This window comes from Shewanella sp. KJ2020 (genome assembly GCF_024197625.1).
GTDB lineage: Bacteria > Pseudomonadota > Gammaproteobacteria > Enterobacterales > Shewanellaceae > Shewanella.
This window is the reverse complement of the sequence record NZ_JAKUKD010000028.1, coordinates 23,144-40,443: the sequence shown is the minus strand read 5'-3', so window position 1 is coordinate 40,443 and position 17,300 is coordinate 23,144. Positions and strand designations below refer to the sequence as shown.

Genomic DNA, 17,300 nt, shown 5'->3' with positions numbered 1-17,300 from the left:
CCAGATGCAAAAAAGCCCCAACACTGAATGCTGAGGCTTTTTTACTATTTGGTCGGTGATAGAGGATTCGAACCTCTGACCCTCTGGTCCCAAACCAGATGCGCTACCGGACTGCGCTAATCACCGAATATTAAACTGTTAACTATTTGCTCGTAAAATCAAGCACGCTAGTCATGCGAAGAATTTGGTCGGTGATAGAGGATTCGAACCTCTGACCCTCTGGTCCCAAACCAGATGCGCTACCGGACTGCGCTAATCACCGAATATTAAACTGTTTTCTAAGGGTCAAACCCTCTGGTCCGCTCTTATCCAAAAACCGGATGCGCTATCGGACTGCGCTAATCACCGAAAATATAAATCTTTCTATTAGAATAAATGAAATGGGGTGACTGATGGGGCTCGAACCCACGACAACCGGAATCACAATCCGGGACTCTACCAACTGAGCTACAATCACCACTGATTTTCACTTACTTCACCAACCATAAAGCTCACAACGTTCTACGGAAGTGGTGCGCCCAAAAGGATTCGAACCTTCGGCCTCACCCTCCGGAGGGGTGCGCTCTATCCAGCTGAGCTATGGGCGCTCGCCTTGGTTAGCGCCGCATATAGTATGGACAAATAGCCCTTGAGTCTATAGCTGTTTTGCACTTTTTTTACTGACTGCTCAAGTTTTGATACATTAGCATGCTTTTCCAGCGTAAATCCCCGTTAAATATGACTTGGAAGTTACAGTATTTCATGTTAATTATAATGTTTGGCAACAACATAGATAGATCTGACCTGTGAGTATCATGTTTAGGGATGAAGATGAAACCGCGCAACCTCGCACTAAAGAGATTGAACGCTTAGAAAAACGGCTTATTCGCTTAAAATATCTGGCGCATAAGTATAAGCGTGCCGAAATCATCCAAAACGCCTTACTCGAATTATCAAATATTGCGACACAAGTCTCCTCATTAGAAGAATTCTATCTGGGTGTACATCAACATCTCAAACAGCTGCTCTCTGCCGATAACTTCTTTATTGCTACGCTCGATGTCGCAACTGGTGGGTTAACAGTCCCCTTCTTTGCCGATGAAAAAGATGCCCATCCAGCCCAACTCTACCCCGAACAATCACTGTCCACTTTACTACAACAAGGGCTAACGGGTTACGTATTTAGAACAGGCAAAGCACTCCTGTGCGACAATACTAAGGTTAATGAACTCGTCGCCGCGGGACAAATTGTGAATTTAGGTTCCCCTTGTCATTTGTGGTTAGGTGTCCCCATTAGACATGAAGATAATGTTACGGGTGTACTTGTGGTGCAAACCTACGATACCAATGTCCATTATGGCGATATTGAAGTCGAGCTAATGACTTTTATTTGTCACCATATCTCAGGGGTTATGGAAAGGCTTAAACACCAGGAACAGTTAGAACAAGCCATACAGCAACGCACCAAAGAGCTCAGCCAAGCCTACGATAAACTGAAACAAGAAGTCTATGAAAGACGTAGGGCTGAACGGCTGCAAAAGTCACTGTTTGAGATAGCAGAACTTGCCAACTCAAGCGCAGATAATCCCGATTTTTACGCTCAGCTGCACAATGTTATCCGCCATTTAATTCCGGCGAATAACTGTTATATCGCCTTGCTTAATGAGGAAGAAACCCACTTAACCTTTCCTTTTTACGTATCCCAACTGGGTAATGGGCATCCAGGCACTCGTCCACTGCAGGATGGACTCACCGAATATGTGCTTAAGCACAAACGTCCACTGCTACTGGATCAAAACGATATCAATGCCCTTATCGCCTCTGGTGAAATTTATGCTAAAGCGCCCTCGTTAAACCACACCCAGACAATGCACCAATGGATAGGCATTCCCCTCTTTATCCATGACCAAGTGCGTGGTGCCTTGACTATTTATAGCTTTAGCATGACACAAAATTATCAGATCAAAGACTTAGAGCTATTGACCTTTGTGTCACAGCATATTGGTACCGCAATTGAGAAAAAACTCTCAGCCGAGTCACTACAACGCAGCTACGAAGAACTCGAAGAGAAAGTGATTGCCCGCACAAGGGCCTTAGCCGAATTAAATAAAGATCTTGAAAAAGAAATCCGCCAACGTCGCAATATGGAAGCAAAATTAGTCCATGATGCCAAGCACGACGCACTGACAGGCCTTCCCAATCGCGCCATGTTTATGGAGCGTTTAAATCAAGCAATCAAACATGTCCGCCGCCACAGCCTAGAACAATTTGCCTTACTCTTTATCGATCTCGACCGTTTTAAGCAAATTAACGATACCTTAGGCCATATCGAAGGTGACAGATTTTTAATTGAAACCGCAAGCCGCCTCAGATCCTGTATTCGAAGTAATGATACCTTAGCCAGACTCGGTGGTGATGAGTTCGTCATTCTACTCGATTGCGTCAACAGCATTGATGATGCAAAAGATGTCTCCGAGCGAGTGATCCAAAAAATCTCCCAACCCTACCACTCAGGCTCGCTCGAATTTAATTCTGGCGCCAGTATCGGCATAACCATGAGCGGCAATCATAGGCTTGATACGAGCGAGTCAATGCTACGTAATGCCGATACCGCCATGTATCAGGCTAAAGCGAATGGTAAGGGCTGCTATGTGATTTTTGACGACAGTTCGTCAGAGCAAGCCATACAAGATGCCGCATTTGAAAATGACTTTAGACTGGCACTACAAGCCCATGAATTACAACTGAGTTATTCCCCTATAGTGGATCTACAGACCCAGCAAACCTACGCACTAGAATGTCGCTTGTTTTGGGAACATCCCCAACGGGGAACCATACAGCAGGAGCAACTCAGTGTGTTGGCAGAGCAGGCCAACCTTATGGTTGAATTAGATAAATACACTATTACCGCTTTAGACAGCACCTATATTGAGTTATTAAGGTGCCATGGCGACCAGCTCGATCTGCATTTAATGCTATCGAGTCAACATCTTAAACATAAGCATGTTTTGCGTAGTCTCAAAAACACCCTAAAACAAACTCGACTCAACCTGAACCGCTTATGGTTATTCTTTAATGAAAAGTCCTTAGTTCAAGAGACTGAAAATCATATTAATGGCTTTGCTGTGCTACAAAAGCTTGGCGTTAACCTAGGGATAAGTCACTATGGCAGTGGCCATAGTTCATTGAATAGTTTGTTATTTTTACCAATAAAGGCCCTAAAGCTCGACACAAATATCGCCAAACAACTGCAGGATGAGCAGCATATTAAACTGATATCTGCTTATCAAAAGACCGCTTCTACCTTAGATCTGCTCATTTTTGCCGGCGGACTCGCAAACCAAGAGCACATACAAATATTTAGCTCACTTGGTTACCAATTTGGCCAAGGCGGTGCCTTAACCGACACTTTTACGCTACTGGAAAGTCCGCAGCAGGTCTGCGCTTAATTCTATTATTGGATAATAAAAATTTAGCTAAGCCTTTATTTCTTAAACATATCCCTCAAGTTAGAAATATGACTTCGCCCGGTTTGGATACGTTCCTGTTCCGTTTGCTGGGGTTTACGGTTTTCCCAGACGACATCATCCTGCGGTAACTCCAACAGGAAACGGCTTGGCTCACAGCGCATGGTTTCACCAAACTGACGCCTTTCGCGGCATAGGGTAAACCAGAGTTCCCGTTGGGCGCGGGTAATCCCCACATAGGCTAAACGGCGCTCTTCATCGACGTTATCCTCATCTATGCTAGTTTGATGGGGTAAAATTCGCTCCTCAACACCGACCATAAACACATAGGGGAACTCCAGCCCCTTTGAGGCGTGCAAGGTCATTAACTGCACCTGATCGCCGCCTTCATCCTCACTATTACGTTCCATCATATCCCGCAGCGTAAGCCGATTGACGACTTCGGGTAAGGTCATAGGCTCATCCAGCTCATCACCGGCAAGCATCTCAGTCACCCAGCGATACAGTTCTGAGATATTTTTCATCCGCATTTCGGCGGCCTTAGCACTGGTACTGGTTTCGTATAGATAGTCTTCGTAATTGATTTTGCGGATAAGCTGCTTGACCGCTTCAACGCCTTCGCCACGCTGCGCATGATCGCCGGTTTCCACTATAAAGCGGCCAAATTGATACAAGGATGACATAGCCGCTGGCGGCAAATGATGATTCAGTTCAGGCTCAAAGATAGCGGCAAACATAGAGATATGTTTTTCATTGGCAAAATTACCTAAACGCTCAAGTGTCGATGGACCAATGCCACGCTTAGGTAAGTTAACGATGCGCAAGAACGCATTATCGTCATCGGGATTCACCACTAACCGCAAATACCCCATGATGTCCTTAATCTCTGCTCGGGCAAAAAATGACGTGCCGCCACTGAGCTTGTAGGGAATACGGTTTGTCATCAATGCGCGCTCGAGTAAACGTGACTGATGATTGCCTCGATACAGGATCGCATAATCACCAAATTGAGTTCGCCCAACAAACTTATGCCGCACTATCTCGGCAACCACGCGCTCGGCTTCCTGTTCCTCATTGGCGGCAAATAGCACCCGCAGCGGCTCACCATAGGCAAGTTCACTAAATAACGCTTTATCGTAAACATGGGGATTATTAGCGATAAGAATGTTGGCAGCACGCAGGATCCGTTGGCTAGAACGGTAATTTTGCTCCAGCTTGATCAACTTAAGCTTAGGGAAATCTTTCCCTAATAAGACTAAGTTTTGCGGTTTAGCACCACGCCACGAATAGATGGATTGATCATCATCCCCCACCACGGTAAAACGAGCCCGCTCACCCACCAGCAATTTCACCATTTCATATTGGCTGGTATTGGTATCTTGATATTCGTCCACCAGCAAATATTGGATTTTGGTTTGCCAACGAGTCCTCACCTCTTCGTGGTGTCTGAGTAGCAGCGTAGGCAAAAGGATCAAATCATCAAAATCCAATGCGTTATAGGCCTTCATATGTTGGGCATAACGCTGATACAAGCTCGCAAATAAGTGCTGTTGTTCATCCTTAGCGATTTGGCGAGCCTGTTCGGGGATGATTAAGCCCCCCTTCCAATTCGAAATCGCCCCCGCTAAAGCCTTGAGCAAATCTTTATCTTCGTCTAGCTCGTCTTGGGTTAACTCTTTGAGCAATGCCAAGGTATCCTGATCATCAAACAGCGAAAACCCCGGCTTTAAGCCTAAGACCTTATGTTCGCGTTTAATGATCTCGAGCCCTAAAGTGTGAAAGGTCGAAATCCACAGCCCCCTAGCTTCCTTACGTCCCATGGATTGCGCCACCCGCTCCTTCATTTCACGGGCGGCTTTGTTGGTAAAAGTTACTGCCGCGATATTGCGTGCCTTATAGCCACACTTTTCAACTAAGTAAGCGATTTTATTGATAATAACGCGGGTTTTACCACTGCCCGCCCCAGCCAACACTAGGCAAGGGCCAGAAACGTAATGAACAGCATCGTTTTGGGCGGGATTGAGTTTCATCTTTGCGTTATATCCAAACAAGTAGCAGAGGGGCCGGAGATCATAGCAGAATCGACGCTTTTAAGGCTAACAAATCCCCTTGATTGAGCATAGGGGCAACTATACCCAAGCTACTGGAATACTGCATATTCAGTATAGCTAACGGCTCTCCTCACTCCGCTTACTCGGCTTACTCTGCTAAATGTTCTGCCATAGTCAGCCGCACTTAAGTATTTTGCAGGCCAATCAGCAATTCACCTTAGATAAAAATCACTGTGGGCTAAAATGGGCTATTTTTTATTCACTGGGATTGCCAAGTGGCTGCTTAGCTATTAGAATCCCCAAAAATGAATGAACATTCATTCACTGTAAAAATGGTAAATCGAATGGATAATAAACGCGACTTAATACTCCGTGCGGCGGAAAAAATCATCGCCACTGAGGGGTTACATAACCTGTCTATGCAAAAACTGGCACTCGATGCCGGCGTTGCTGCGGGCACCATTTATCGTTATTTCAAAGATAAAGATGATTTGATCATCGAGTTACGCAAAAACGTATTACAGCTCATAGCCAATGAACTCCTAGTTGATATTGAGCAAGGCTCCTTTGAGGAACGTTTTAAGCGCCTCTGGTACAACATTATTAAACTTGGCCGTGAGCATTCACATGCCAACCTTAGTTTTGCACAGTATTCCCACCTGCCAGGTGTGGATGCGCCTGAGCATCAAGCATTTGAAAATGAAACCTTTAAGCAACTTCATCAACTATTTGAAACTGCAAAAAGCCAAGGGATTATTCAACCATTGAGCGATGGGATCTTGTTTTCTATCGCCTTTGAACCCGCCGTAGCCATAGGTAAACGTCTACGGCGTGGTCATATAGATTTTAACGAACTTGAAATACAAAAAGCCTGTGAGCTTTGCCTTAGGGCGATTTCAACGTCCCCTCAAACTAACTCTGGGAATTTTTAGTGCCATGAAAAAATGGATCCTAAGTATGCTCGTCATTGCTGTGCTCGCGTTTGGCTCAGTGATCGGTTTTAACTTGATGGTGAAAGGTAAGATTGCCGAGGCCATCGCCAATATGCCCGAAGCGGAGTTTCCGGTGACGGCTATGACCCTAAACGCTCAGAAGTGGCAACCCACCATAGATGCCATTGGATTTGTTGAGCCCCATCAAGGGGTAACGATCGCCAACGAATTAGCAGGGCGAGTCACCAGCATCAGTTTCGAAAACGGTAGCCGCGTCGAAAAGGGACAAATGCTGGCCGAACTAGATGCGAAAGTAGAAAGAGCCAATCTTAAGAGTAAGATGGTGCAACTCCCCGCCGCAGAAGCCGATTTTAAACGTCTCTCAAAACTCTATGGGCAAAAATCGGTTTCTAAACAGGATTTAGACAATAGCGAATCAAAATACCTCGCACTGCAGGCCGATATCGAAAGCCTAAAAGCCACCATCGAGCGCCGAGAAATCACCGCGCCCTTCAGCGGTTTAGTGGGGATCCGTAATATCAACCTAGGTGAATATCTGCAACCCGGCACCGACATAGTACGCCTCGAAGATATCAGCACTATGAAGATCCGTTTTACCATCCCCCAAACTCAGCTACCGCGCATTGCCGTAGGGCAGAAAATTCACGTTTACGTTGATTCATATCCCGAACAACCCTTTGAAGGTGAAATTGCCGCCATTGAGCCAGCGGTTTTTTACCAGAGCGGCCTCATTCAAGTACAAGCACGCATTCCTAACGACAACGCCAAACTGCGCAGCGGTATGTTTGCCCGTGTGTCGATTTTATTACCTGAACTCGAAAACCAATTCGTACTGCCACAAACGGCAATCAATTTTACCCTCTATGGCAACTCTATTTATGTTATTGAACCCTTAGAGGAAGAAGGTAAAAAAGTTGAGCGAGTGAAACAGCTTAACCTGACAGTACTAGAACGTAACGGCAACAATGCCTTGGTCAGCGGCGATATCAAGGCTGGCGATCGTATTGTGACTTCAGGTCAAATTCGCCTAAGCAACAACAGCAAGGTTACAGTCGTTGAGGATAAAGCCCTCTCGCCCTCAGCCACTATGCCTAAATTGTAATAGGAGCTAAACAATGCGTTTTACTGACATTTTTATTAGGCGGCCAGTCCTTGCCGCCTCCATCAGCTTCCTATTGCTGTTATTAGGTTTTAACGCCCTTAACAGCATGCAGGTGCGTGAATACCCTAAAATGACCAATACGGTCATCACTGTTACCACCAGCTACTACGGTGCGGATGCCAACCTTATTCAAGGTTTTATCACCCAACCGCTGGAGCAAGCACTGGCACAGGCGGATAACGTCGACTTTATGACCTCGGATAGTTTCCTTGGTAGTTCAAAGATCTCCGTCTACATGAAGCTCAATACCGATCCTAACGGCGCCTTGGCGGATATTCTCGCTAAGGTCAATTCGGTGCGGTCCCAATTGCCTAAGGAGGCGGAAGATCCCAGCGTCGAGATGTCAACGGGTTCACAAACCTCAGTGCTCTATATCTCGTTTTTTAGCGATCAAATCAACTCTAGCCAACTCACAGACTACCTAGAGCGGGTGGTAAAACCCCAGCTATTTACCATAGATGGTGTCGCCAAGGTAAACCTCTATGGCGGGATAAAATATGCTATGCGCATCTGGCTCGACCCAGCACGCATGGGGGCGTTTAATCTATCATCCACAGATGTAATGCAGGTACTACAGGCAAACAACTATCAATCCGCCGTTGGCCAAACCAATAGCGTCTATACCCTGTTTAATGGCACCGCCGATACTCAAGTGGCAACGATTGAAGAGTTAAAACGCTTAGTCATTAGCAGCAAAGATGGATTAGTGGTTCGCCTAGGGGATATTGCCGATGTCAGCCTTGAAAAAAGCCATGATATCTACCGCGCCTTAGCCAATGGTAAAGAAGCGGTAGTGATAGGGCTCGATGTGACTCCAACAGCCAACCCACTCACAGTGGCAGCGGACACTCGCGCCCTATTGCCTGAAATCGAACGCAATTTACCTCCATCCATAGAGTCGCGCATCCTGTATGACTCTTCATTAGCCATTGATGAATCCATCAAAGAAGTAGTAAAAACCATAGGTGAAGCGGCGATTATTGTGATTGTAGTAATCACTTTATTCCTTGGCTCGCTGCGGGCGGTGATCATCCCCATAGTGACTATTCCATTGTCGCTAATTGGGGTAGCCATCATTATGCAACTGTTTGGCTTTACCTTAAACCTGATGACTTTGCTCGCCATGGTGCTCGCCATCGGTCTGGTGGTTGACGATGCGATTGTGGTGGTCGAAAACGTCGACAGACATATCAAACTCGGCGAATCCCCCTTTAGGGCCGCCATTATTGGTACCCGTGAAATCGCCGTCCCAGTCATCTCAATGACCATTACCTTAGCAGCCGTTTATGCACCGATTGCCCTTATGGGGGGGATCACAGGCTCACTCTTTAAGGAATTCGCCTTAACCCTCGCCGGAGCAGTATTTATCTCGGGGATTGTCGCACTAACCCTCTCCCCTATGATGTGCGCAAAAATCCTTAAACCCCATACTGCACCCAATCGCTTCGAACTCGGGGTGGAAACCTTCCTCGACAATTTAACCCGCCGCTACGCGAGTATGCTCGATGCCGTTATGGCGCATCGCCCAGTAATAGTCGCCTTTGCGATTATCGTGTTCGCTTCACTGCCTGTGCTGTTTAAGTTTATCCCGTCAGAACTTGCCCCCAACGAAGATAAAGGCGTCGTCATGATGATGGGCACGGCTCCCTCAACGGCTAACTTAGATTACATTCAGGCCAATATGAGTCTAGTGACGGATATCATTAAGGCCCAGCCTGAATCTGCCGCATCGCTTGCCTTCGTCGGCGTACCGAGTTCTAGCCAAGCCTTCGGGATTGCGCCCTTAGTACCTTGGAGCGAGCGGGATAAAAGTCAAAAACAGATGCAGGAGTTTTTTGCTAAGGAAGTCAAACATATCCCTGGGATGGCCGTCACGACGTTCCAAATGCCTGAACTGCCGGGCGCCTCTAGCGGCTTGCCAATCCAGTTTGTGATCACGACCTCTAACTCCTTCGCCAGTCTGTTCCAGATAGGTACGAGTGTGTTGGACAAGGTCCAAAAGAGTCCGCTGTTTGTGTACTCGGAAATCAACTTAAAGTTCGATTCTGGCACCATGAAACTGCACATAAAGCGCGACCTAGCGGGCACCTATGGCGTCACTATGCAAGATATAGGAATAACCCTCTCGACTATGATGAGCGATGGCTATGTGAATCGCATTAACTTGGATGGCCGTTCCTACGAGGTTATCCCGCAAGTTGAACGGCATTTACGCGCCAATCCTGAATCCTTGGCAAATTACTATGTTAAAGCTGCCGATGGCCGCTCGATCCCACTGTCGAGCTTAGTCGAAATTGAAATGGTATCTGAGCCACGCTCATTGCCGCACTTTAACCAAATGAATGCACTTACGGTTGGCGCCGTCGCCTCGCCAGGGGTTGCTATTGGTGATGCGATCAGTTTCTTGCAGAACATTGGTGACAACGAGCTACCTAAGGGTTATCGCTACGACTTCCTCGGTGAAGCTCGCCAATTTGTGACCGAAGGCTCGGCGCTTTATGCGACGTTCTTACTGGCCATCGCCATTATTTTCCTCGTATTGGCCAGCCAGTTTGAGAGTCTTAAAGATCCCCTAGTGATCTTAGTGTCTGTGCCACTGGCGATCAGCGGTGCACTTATCGTGCTCGGCTGGACCCATGTGTTTGGTTTAGCCAAAATCAATATCTACACCCAAGTGGGACTTATCACCTTAGTCGGCCTTATCACTAAACACGGGATTTTGATGTGTGAAGTGGCGAAGGAGGAGCAATTGCACCGAGGTTTAAGCAAGCTTGAAGCTATTAAACTGGCGGCAACTATACGTTTACGCCCGATTTTAATGACCACAGCCGCGATGATTGCAGGCCTACTCCCCCTGCTATTTGCCTCGGGCGCTGGCGCCGTTGCCCGCTTTAATATTGGTATAGTCATTGTCGCAGGCCTATCCATAGGAACGGTTTTCACCCTGTTTGTTCTACCGGTGATATATACCTATCTTGCAGAAAAACATGAGCCTTTACTTGTGTTTGATGAAGATAATGCAACCGCAGCTGTCGGTCATTAATCCTATCGCCCTTAACCCCTACGTCCTCTGGGCGTCGCGGTTAAGGGCACAGCTTTACTTTTGAAACTAAGCCCACTGGGTTACAATCGACCCATTCAGTAAAGAGGCGGACAAGATCATGATCAATCCAAAGAAAATCGAAGAAATGGCAAAACAACTCAGCGACAGTTTGCCAAGCGGACTGAAACAATTTGCCGGTGAATTTGAAGAGCGCAGCAAGCAAGTATTGCAAAATCAATTGCTCAAGTTAGATATGGTTTCCCGTGAAGAGTTTGATGTGCAGCAGCATGTGTTACTGAAAACCCGTGAAAAATTAGAAGCGCTGCAAGCTCAAGTCAATGAGTTAGAGAAAAAGCTTAACGCCGCAGATTAATTGCACGTTAACCAAAATGGTGGAGTGTTTTTTCTTAAAGCACAGCAAGCGATGGCTGTGCTTTTTGTTTTAAATAACATCATTCGCTTAGCCTCAATCACATCTTAAATCTAATATGCCGAGTTTTCGATGCAGTCACTCGCTAGCTATATCCTTGCCATTGAAGGCTATCCCAGCCCTGTCTCCGTGGTAAGCCAATCAAACGAGCAGCAAACCTATCACGATGATAATGTGGAAATTTGTGAGTCCATAACGCTTTACCACTTCGATAACGAGGTTGTGATTAGCAAGCTAAGCGAGCAAGATAAACAAGCTTATGAGTCAGACATGGTTTGTGAAGATTATTGGCTCAGCTATCGGGTTGTAACAGCTCATATTGCGATTTCGCCGCAGCAAAAATCCTTTAGCAATCTATGTCAGCAAAGCTTTTGGCTTAAGATGCAACAAGGGCAGGCAGTCACGCCGCCGCAGCAACCAGAGCATAAACAAACTTAATGCTTTAGCGTCGACCAGTTTAGGGAATAAAGCGGCAATGGATATCGCAATCAGTACAGACTATCAGGACTATCTTCTTTGGGGGCTATTGCTCCTTGGCGGCCTGCCGCTACTCACTTATCCCGGTGTGCTTCTCGCCAGCTTGATGGGGCTAGGCAGCCAATCGAGCATCAAACCCGCTTTTATCTATCGATTGATGAATCAGTGCTTTCTATGGGGAAGCCTAGCTTATCCTGCCGTGTATATTCCCTGTTATCGCATCGCCCGCGCTAACATGAACACTTCTTCCCTCGTTATCGCCGCATTGCCGCTGCTGTATCTCGTCTTACTCTATGTCTGCTTTCGCTTTATAGATGCTCCAGCTAAAGAGACAAATAGTTAAAGCTTTTGTTGGCGAGCATACTTTTGCTTAAGACCTTTATGATTAGCTTTAACCAACTTCCAGCGGTCACAGCCATTGAAACGAGCATATTCACTGACTGCGATATCAAATGCCGCACAGAAATCCTCATCTAAGCCATTCACCATCACGCCCTCTTCTAAGGTCAATTGCTGTAATAGCAATAGGCCCGTTTGGCGTTCGGCTTTAACATCAACTCGGCCAACAAAGCGATCTCGCCACAAAATGGCGAGGGAATAATAACCATATTGGCGTTTTTCGGCGGGCACATAAACTTCGATTTGGTAATCAAAATCAAACCATTGCTTTAATCTTTGCCGTTGGATCAATAAATTATCGAAGGGATTCAGTAACCAGACCTGATTAGGTATAGCAGAGGTTAACTGTAACTCTGGGCGATAAAAATACCACTGCCCCTCGGCCTTAAAGCTCGCCAACTCACCTTCGGACTGCATCGCGGCTAATTGCGCGTTCACATTGGCTTTAATCCCTTTACGTAGATAAGCGATTTGTGCCGCGGAGCCAAAGGCGTGGGCATCGAGGTAACGAGCAATCAAATGGCGGGCAAATTCAATCTCCGTAGGCACCTCAATATTGATGCCCTTTGGTAGCACTCGCTCCGTAAGATCATACAGTTTTTGGAATTTTTCCCGCCGCACCACCATCAACTCGCCGCGCATAAAGAGTTGTTCCAGCGCTTTTTTCGCGGGTTTCCAATCCCACCATGCACCATTTTTCCCTTCGGTATGCTCAAAATCACTGGCCTTGAGCGGCCCTTCTGTGAGGATTCTCGCCCGTACTTCCTGCATCACTTTATCATCGGGTTCAAACCAATGCTTACCGCCATTTTGCAGTTGCTGTTTACGTTGCAAACTGAAACGATAATCGGCCATCGGCAGGTAAGCCGCAGCATGGGACCAATACTCGAAGATCTCCCCCCGGGCCAAGGCGGTATCTAGCATACTGCTCTGGTATTGTGGCATTCGGCTATGCAGCACATGGTGATGCGCCCGCTCGACCACATTGATAGAGTCAATTTGCACATAACTTAGGCGTGAGATCAGCGCAGGAACAGATGCCTCAATATGCAGCAATCCTTGCTGCTGCATATTTAACTGTAACCATTCGCGGGGGGAAAAGGGACTAGACATTGATGCTCCAACTAACCTGATACAAAACGTCACTCCTGACTAATGTATTGAAAATCAGCACTATTTACAATTTATCAGACTTGCACTTACTAAAAAGTATGCGTTAACCTACTCAGTCAACGCCAGATTTAGATAACATAAGGCATTTGCCCCCTACGGGCTATTGGTTTGCTCTCCATGGGGTTTATTGCCTCGACATTGAGCCAATTGAAGCACAGCCCCTCATTAAGGATCGATGATGAATATCTACTACCGCCAAGCACAACTATGTGGATGTAAAACAGGCAATGGCACTAAGCTGGCATTTTTAATGAATATTTTGTATTCACTTGCCGCTAAAAATGGCGATCTCCAGCCCTTCTCTATGGCGGATATTAAGACAGTACTCTATAACCGCCATCAATCTATCGGTTGTTCTATTGAGGCGCCGCTCCCCATTGTGAGCTGGCGCAGTGAAGCGATCTGGTATGAGTTATTTAAAGGCGAAGAGCGAGTGTACCTGCCCCAATGCATTATCTTTAGCAATGGCGCCATCGCCTATGTCATTGTCGTCATAGGTGATGAGTATGAGCTGCGTATTTGGCCCGATTACAGTAACCGTGAGCGTGAAAAACACCACTGGTTTTCCCACCATGCCATAGTCTATTCCGATGAGCTTGAAGCGCTTAAGCAGAGCTTCGAAGCACTGCTCAAACATATTCACAAGGAAGATGACTATGAGGCAAAACACCCCAAGTTTGGCAAGCAAACAGGTTCGGCCTAATGCCATTAGGTCGTTAGGGCAGGCTTCACGGCCGTTGCCATAATTTTGCCACTATTGATCAGCAACTTGCCCGCAACTTCCGTGAGTAAATCTGTTTTAATACCCGCACTTGCTAAGGTATTCAATCGCATTCTAAGCACTAATAACGTATTTCATAGGGAATGAAATCATATGTTCGATATTATCCTGGGCGTTGTCGCCCTATTCACTTTGGCATTATTCGGTGCTGCCGCCTATTTAGTCGGGCGCGCACTCCTTAAAAAATTCAATCGAGAAGCAGGAATAGACATGGAATCGCCACAGGCACAGTCATCCCCCAATAAAGTAACCCCGAAAAACACCACATTATTAAAAGCCTTAACCATAGGCATATTATCAATTATCGCTTTGATCCCATTAGGGATCATTATGGATATGACCTCAGATCGTGAGGCGCTTTACCACAGCGTAGTCGATGAAATTGGCCACTCATGGGGCGAACAGCAAACCCTCTCAGGGCCTGTGCTAGTCATTCCCTATAGCTATTTTGTGATGCAGGAGGAAGTCAGCAACGACGGTAAAACCCGCCACCAAGTGAAGCGTACCTATCAGGATGAGTTGGTGATCCTACCTAAAAAACTTAAGCTCGACCTAGACCTTAAACATGATTTTCGCACCCGTGGCATTTATCAATCCTTAGTCTATAACGCCGCGCTGCAAGGTAAGGCCGATTTCAGTTTAAATAATTATGAGATCCCCAACCTGATTGCCTTTGATAATACAAATGCACGCTTAGTGTTTGGGGTATCGTCGAATCAAGCTATTGATAAAGTAGATAAACTTGAAATAACCGGCGATACAGTCAAACTCTCAGGCTCGCTGATGTCGGGCACAGGTTTAGGCACTACTGGCGGCCTAGAGAAGGGCTTCAACCAAGGCGTACAGGTCGGCGAAGCGAGTGACTTTAGTGTGGATTTTGCCATGACGCTGCGCGGCTCACAGTCGATTAGTGCCTTGCCGCTGGGCGAACAGACTCTGCTCAATATTCATGCGGACTGGCCTCACCCGAGTTTTAAAGGCTTGCTCCCAGCAGAGCGAGAAATCACCGCCAATGGATTTACTGCCAGCTGGAATATCAGTCACTTAACCCGTAACTATCCGCAAGAGTTTATTAAGAGTAATCAATCGACCCTGACCGAAGTCTCGGCCAATGCGATTCTATTTGAGCCCGTGACCCACTACGGCAAGATTGAGCGTTCGGTAAAATACGGTCTGCTATTTATAGTGCTGACTTTTATCATGTTGTTCATTTTTGAACTCGGCCAAAAAACCAGCCTCAGCACTATCCAATATATGTTGGTTGGCAGCGCCATGGCCCTGTTTTATTTGCTACTGCTGTCGCTTTCAGAGCATCTCGCCTTCCTACATGCCTATTTAATTGCCGCCTGTATTCCTGTGCTGTCGGTTTCCGCCTATGTCGGCAGCGCCACAGCAAGCATGAAGCGCGGTGCGATAGTGGGCATTATGCTGGTGAGTTTATATGCCGTGCTGTACTCGATACTGCAACTGGAAGATTACGCCCTGCTGATGGGCACAGGATTACTGTTAGTGGTCCTGCTGATTTTGATGTTTGTCACAAGGCATCAACCTAAGAACACGGCGCAATAACGCCCAACGGTTCCACCCTTGAAGACCCCCGACAGCGACCACTTTGGCTGTCGGGATTTTTTTATTGGCAAAGCCAATCTCCCGTTGTAGCCTATGGTGTTTTATAAAGAGGCCCAATTTTGACTCTTAATACTCTGCTTTTTAGACGTTTGTCCCTAGTTTGGTTGTTACTTGCATCCATTCCAACCCTACTATTAGTGACACAAAATCAACTATTTCCCTTGATCGATCTGCAATCGTCCTTAGCCAAAGCCCTCTATTGGATCACTTTCACCGGCACTGCGCCCTATGGGGTTGCTACCGTTTTGTGTGTGTTGGCTATTGCCTATCGATCTCTACCTAAAACGTTTTTTATCAGTTTATTTATGGCGGTAAGTCTCAGCCAAGTCATGAGTTTGAGCCTGAATCATTCGCTTAAGGCCTATTTTAAGGAACCCAGACCTAATCTGGTTTTTTTAGCCGAGCAACAGATGCCTAAGGCGAGGGAAGATAACTTCTCCCTCGATACATTTTATCAGCTCGATAAACAGGCCCGTTCACAGGCAATATCCAACGCATTGGACAAATTGAAGATATCCGCCCCTCAGATAAAATTGGACTCGCTTATCCATCAGCACTGGGAAGATGAGATTGGCTACTCCTTCCCCTCTGGTCACACCATTTTTGCGGTGACGCTGGTGCTTACCGCAAGCTACTACTTGCTGTTGGCGGGCCTCCCCCTATTCACCACAGTGCTATTAGGTTGGGGGATATTGATGGGACTGAGCCGGATGTTGTTGGGGATGCATTGGCCACAGGATGTGCTTTTTTCTACTTTTTTGGCGGCCATTATCAGCGGCTCTAGCATACTCTTGGTCGGTAAGTTTTATCCATTAACACTAAGGGCAGAACAGGAGCCACGGCGCTAATACTCCTTAGCATCAGCTTGGCCCAATTGTCCGTTGAGTATCCGTTAAATAGATGGTAAAGGTTTAGGTTTTGCTACAGCACGACCTAAATATTGCGCCACTAACGCCTCGTAAACGCCATTGGCCTTAATTTTAGCCAACCCCTGATTAAAAATGTCCCTCGCCACTGAGTTATGAAAGACCATTCGATAGGGAGTTGGCGGAAAAACCAAGTGGTAACTCACGGGTTGCTGGGGAGCGACATTCTGCTCAACCAACTGATTAAGCGCTGTGAACACATAACGATCGGCTACTACAGTATCAATACGCCCTAAATACAACGTGTTATTTTGGCTTAGTTGATTGTCCACTTCACTGTAACGGGCCTTTGCTGCCACTGCCGCAAACTCGGGGCCAAGCAATAGACGGGCATTTTCAAAGGCGATTATGCTGTAGTTTTGCAGCTGTGCAATTGAGTTAATCTTTAACTGCCGGCTCGCTAAACTGATAGCCACATTATCGTATTCAATATAACTCTCCGACCAATAGCCTCTGACACCATTAAGCTGGCTCATGGTCATCACAGCATCGACACGTTCTTGATTGAAATATAAAAGCTGGCGCTTACGGGAATAGAACTTAAAGTTCACTGACATCCCCATTTCCCTAAATGCGGCCTTGATGATATCAATTTCGAGCCCAGAACGAGTATCTTCGAGAATATAGGGTGGACGATTTAAGGCGCTACCAATAGTTAAAGATACCGATACCGCATAGCTCGGTAGGATGAGCAAACTGATTAACAGCAATCTCAAGCGCATACACTATCCCACTTCGATGAGTATCATAACTATAGCGGTAAATAGCAGGAGTTCCAGAGCGGTTGATTCTGCTAATACCCTCCTGCCACCACCAGTCAAAACCGTTCA

The 17,300-nt window shown here is 46.5% G+C and carries 14 protein-coding genes and 4 tRNA genes; 10 read left to right on the top strand and 8 right to left on the bottom strand.

Going from position 1 to position 17,300, the window contains the following annotated elements; translation table 11 throughout:
* Nucleotides 1–49 precede the first annotated feature (49 nt).
* The 4 genes from MJO46_RS14835 to MJO46_RS14820 all read right to left on the bottom strand — a co-directional run bounded on the left by MJO46_RS14835 (nt 50) and on the right by MJO46_RS14820 (nt 587).
* Nucleotides 50–126 (bottom strand) — tRNA-Pro (locus MJO46_RS14835).
* Nucleotides 127–185: 59 nt separating this feature from the next.
* Nucleotides 186–262, bottom strand: a tRNA-Pro gene (locus tag MJO46_RS14830).
* Nucleotides 263–381: 119 nt separating this feature from the next.
* Nucleotides 382–457: transfer RNA gene (locus MJO46_RS14825), tRNA-His, on the bottom strand.
* A gap of 53 nt (nt 458–510) precedes the next feature.
* A tRNA-Arg gene (locus tag MJO46_RS14820) sits at nt 511–587 on the bottom strand.
* A 207-nt stretch (nt 588–794) separates the two neighbouring features.
* Here MJO46_RS14820 and MJO46_RS14815 point away from each other — a divergent pair.
* Entirely contained in the window at nt 795–3,428 is a 2,634-nt protein-coding gene (locus MJO46_RS14815; protein WP_253990064.1) for a diguanylate cyclase, read from the top strand.
* A 35-nt stretch (nt 3,429–3,463) separates the two neighbouring features.
* Here MJO46_RS14815 and rep read toward each other — a convergent pair whose 3' ends face one another.
* Nucleotides 3,464–5,476: a DNA helicase Rep gene (rep, locus tag MJO46_RS14810; protein ID WP_253989970.1), complete on the bottom strand. Its 2,013-nt coding sequence runs from the start codon at nt 5,474–5,476 to the stop codon at nt 3,464–3,466.
* Between the two features lie 365 nt (nt 5,477–5,841).
* Between rep and MJO46_RS14805 the strand changes: the two genes are divergently transcribed.
* From MJO46_RS14805 to MJO46_RS14780, 6 genes are all read left to right on the top strand, one after another.
* A complete protein-coding gene (locus MJO46_RS14805; RefSeq protein ID WP_253989969.1) occupies nt 5,842–6,429 on the top strand; it encodes a TetR/AcrR family transcriptional regulator in 588 nt (195 codons plus the stop codon).
* Between the two features lie 4 nt (nt 6,430–6,433).
* Entirely contained in the window at nt 6,434–7,552 is a 1,119-nt protein-coding gene (locus MJO46_RS14800; RefSeq protein WP_253989968.1) for an efflux RND transporter periplasmic adaptor subunit, read from the top strand.
* 13 nt (nt 7,553–7,565) lie between these two features.
* A complete protein-coding gene (locus MJO46_RS14795; RefSeq protein WP_253989967.1) occupies nt 7,566–10,655 on the top strand; it encodes a multidrug efflux RND transporter permease subunit in 3,090 nt (1,029 codons plus the stop codon).
* Nucleotides 10,656–10,773: 118 nt separating this feature from the next.
* Entirely contained in the window at nt 10,774–11,028 is a 255-nt protein-coding gene (locus MJO46_RS14790; RefSeq protein ID WP_007651586.1) for an accessory factor UbiK family protein, read from the top strand.
* A gap of 129 nt (nt 11,029–11,157) precedes the next feature.
* Nucleotides 11,158–11,523, top strand: a complete 366-nt coding sequence (locus tag MJO46_RS14785; protein WP_253989966.1) for a hypothetical protein — start codon at nt 11,158–11,160, stop codon at nt 11,521–11,523.
* A 37-nt stretch (nt 11,524–11,560) separates the two neighbouring features.
* Nucleotides 11,561–11,905: a hypothetical protein gene (locus tag MJO46_RS14780; protein WP_253989965.1), complete on the top strand. Its 345-nt coding sequence runs from the start codon at nt 11,561–11,563 to the stop codon at nt 11,903–11,905.
* Here the strand turns inward: MJO46_RS14780 and MJO46_RS14775 are convergent.
* Nucleotides 11,902–13,074, bottom strand: coding sequence for a winged helix-turn-helix domain-containing protein (locus tag MJO46_RS14775; RefSeq protein ID WP_253989964.1), 1,173 nt, complete (start codon nt 13,072–13,074; stop codon nt 11,902–11,904). The genes MJO46_RS14780 and MJO46_RS14775 overlap by 4 nt on opposite strands.
* A 238-nt stretch (nt 13,075–13,312) precedes the next feature.
* Here MJO46_RS14775 and MJO46_RS14770 point away from each other — a divergent pair, with 238 nt between their 5' ends.
* Complete coding sequence (locus MJO46_RS14770) at nt 13,313–13,837, top strand: hypothetical protein (RefSeq protein WP_253989963.1); 525 nt, start codon at nt 13,313–13,315, stop codon at nt 13,835–13,837.
* Nucleotides 13,838–13,842: 5 nt separating this feature from the next.
* On the opposite strand, the gene MJO46_RS19925 is transcribed toward MJO46_RS14770, so the two are convergent.
* Nucleotides 13,843–13,968, bottom strand: coding sequence for a hypothetical protein (locus MJO46_RS19925; protein WP_301542001.1), 126 nt, complete (start codon nt 13,966–13,968; stop codon nt 13,843–13,845).
* Between the two features lie 40 nt (nt 13,969–14,008).
* Between MJO46_RS19925 and creD the strand changes: the two genes are divergently transcribed.
* Nucleotides 14,009–15,484: a cell envelope integrity protein CreD gene (creD, locus tag MJO46_RS14765; RefSeq protein WP_253989962.1), complete on the top strand. Its 1,476-nt coding sequence runs from the start codon at nt 14,009–14,011 to the stop codon at nt 15,482–15,484.
* 119 nt (nt 15,485–15,603) lie between these two features.
* On the top strand, nt 15,604–16,392 hold the full coding sequence (locus MJO46_RS14760; RefSeq protein ID WP_253989961.1) for a phosphatase PAP2 family protein: 789 nt from the start codon (nt 15,604–15,606) through the stop codon (nt 16,390–16,392).
* 44 nt (nt 16,393–16,436) lie between these two features.
* Here MJO46_RS14760 and MJO46_RS14755 read toward each other — a convergent pair whose 3' ends face one another.
* Nucleotides 16,437–17,192 (bottom strand): ABC transporter substrate-binding protein, encoded by a 756-nt coding sequence (locus tag MJO46_RS14755; RefSeq protein WP_253989960.1) that lies wholly within the window; start codon nt 17,190–17,192, stop codon nt 16,437–16,439.
* Nucleotides 17,193–17,300: the final 108 nt, after the last annotated feature.

Bases quoted from the DNA above. Each gene is read 5' to 3' on its own strand.
- MJO46_RS14795 (WP_253989967.1), top strand. From the start codon at position 7,566: ATGCGTTTTACTGACATTTTTATTAGGCGGCCAGTCCTTGCCGCCTCC.
- MJO46_RS14815 (WP_253990064.1), top strand. From the start codon at position 795: ATGTTTAGGGATGAAGATGAAACCGCGCAACCTCGCACTAAAGAGATT.
- MJO46_RS14770 (WP_253989963.1), top strand. From the start codon at position 13,313: ATGAATATCTACTACCGCCAAGCACAACTATGTGGATGTAAAACAGGC.
- creD (WP_253989962.1), top strand. From the start codon at position 14,009: ATGTTCGATATTATCCTGGGCGTTGTCGCCCTATTCACTTTGGCATTA.
- MJO46_RS14775 (WP_253989964.1), bottom strand. From the start codon at position 13,074: ATGTCTAGTCCCTTTTCCCCCCGCGAATGGTTACAGTTAAATATGCAG.
- MJO46_RS14790 (WP_007651586.1), top strand. From the start codon at position 10,774: ATGATCAATCCAAAGAAAATCGAAGAAATGGCAAAACAACTCAGCGAC.
- rep (WP_253989970.1), bottom strand. From the start codon at position 5,476: ATGAAACTCAATCCCGCCCAAAACGATGCTGTTCATTACGTTTCTGGC.
- MJO46_RS14805 (WP_253989969.1), top strand. From the start codon at position 5,842: ATGGATAATAAACGCGACTTAATACTCCGTGCGGCGGAAAAAATCATC.
- MJO46_RS19925 (WP_301542001.1), bottom strand. From the start codon at position 13,968: ATGCGATTGAATACCTTAGCAAGTGCGGGTATTAAAACAGATTTACTC.
- MJO46_RS14785 (WP_253989966.1), top strand. From the start codon at position 11,158: ATGCAGTCACTCGCTAGCTATATCCTTGCCATTGAAGGCTATCCCAGC.
- MJO46_RS14755 (WP_253989960.1), bottom strand. From the start codon at position 17,192: ATGCGCTTGAGATTGCTGTTAATCAGTTTGCTCATCCTACCGAGCTAT.
- MJO46_RS14800 (WP_253989968.1), top strand. From the start codon at position 6,434: ATGAAAAAATGGATCCTAAGTATGCTCGTCATTGCTGTGCTCGCGTTT.
- MJO46_RS14780 (WP_253989965.1), top strand. From the start codon at position 11,561: ATGGATATCGCAATCAGTACAGACTATCAGGACTATCTTCTTTGGGGG.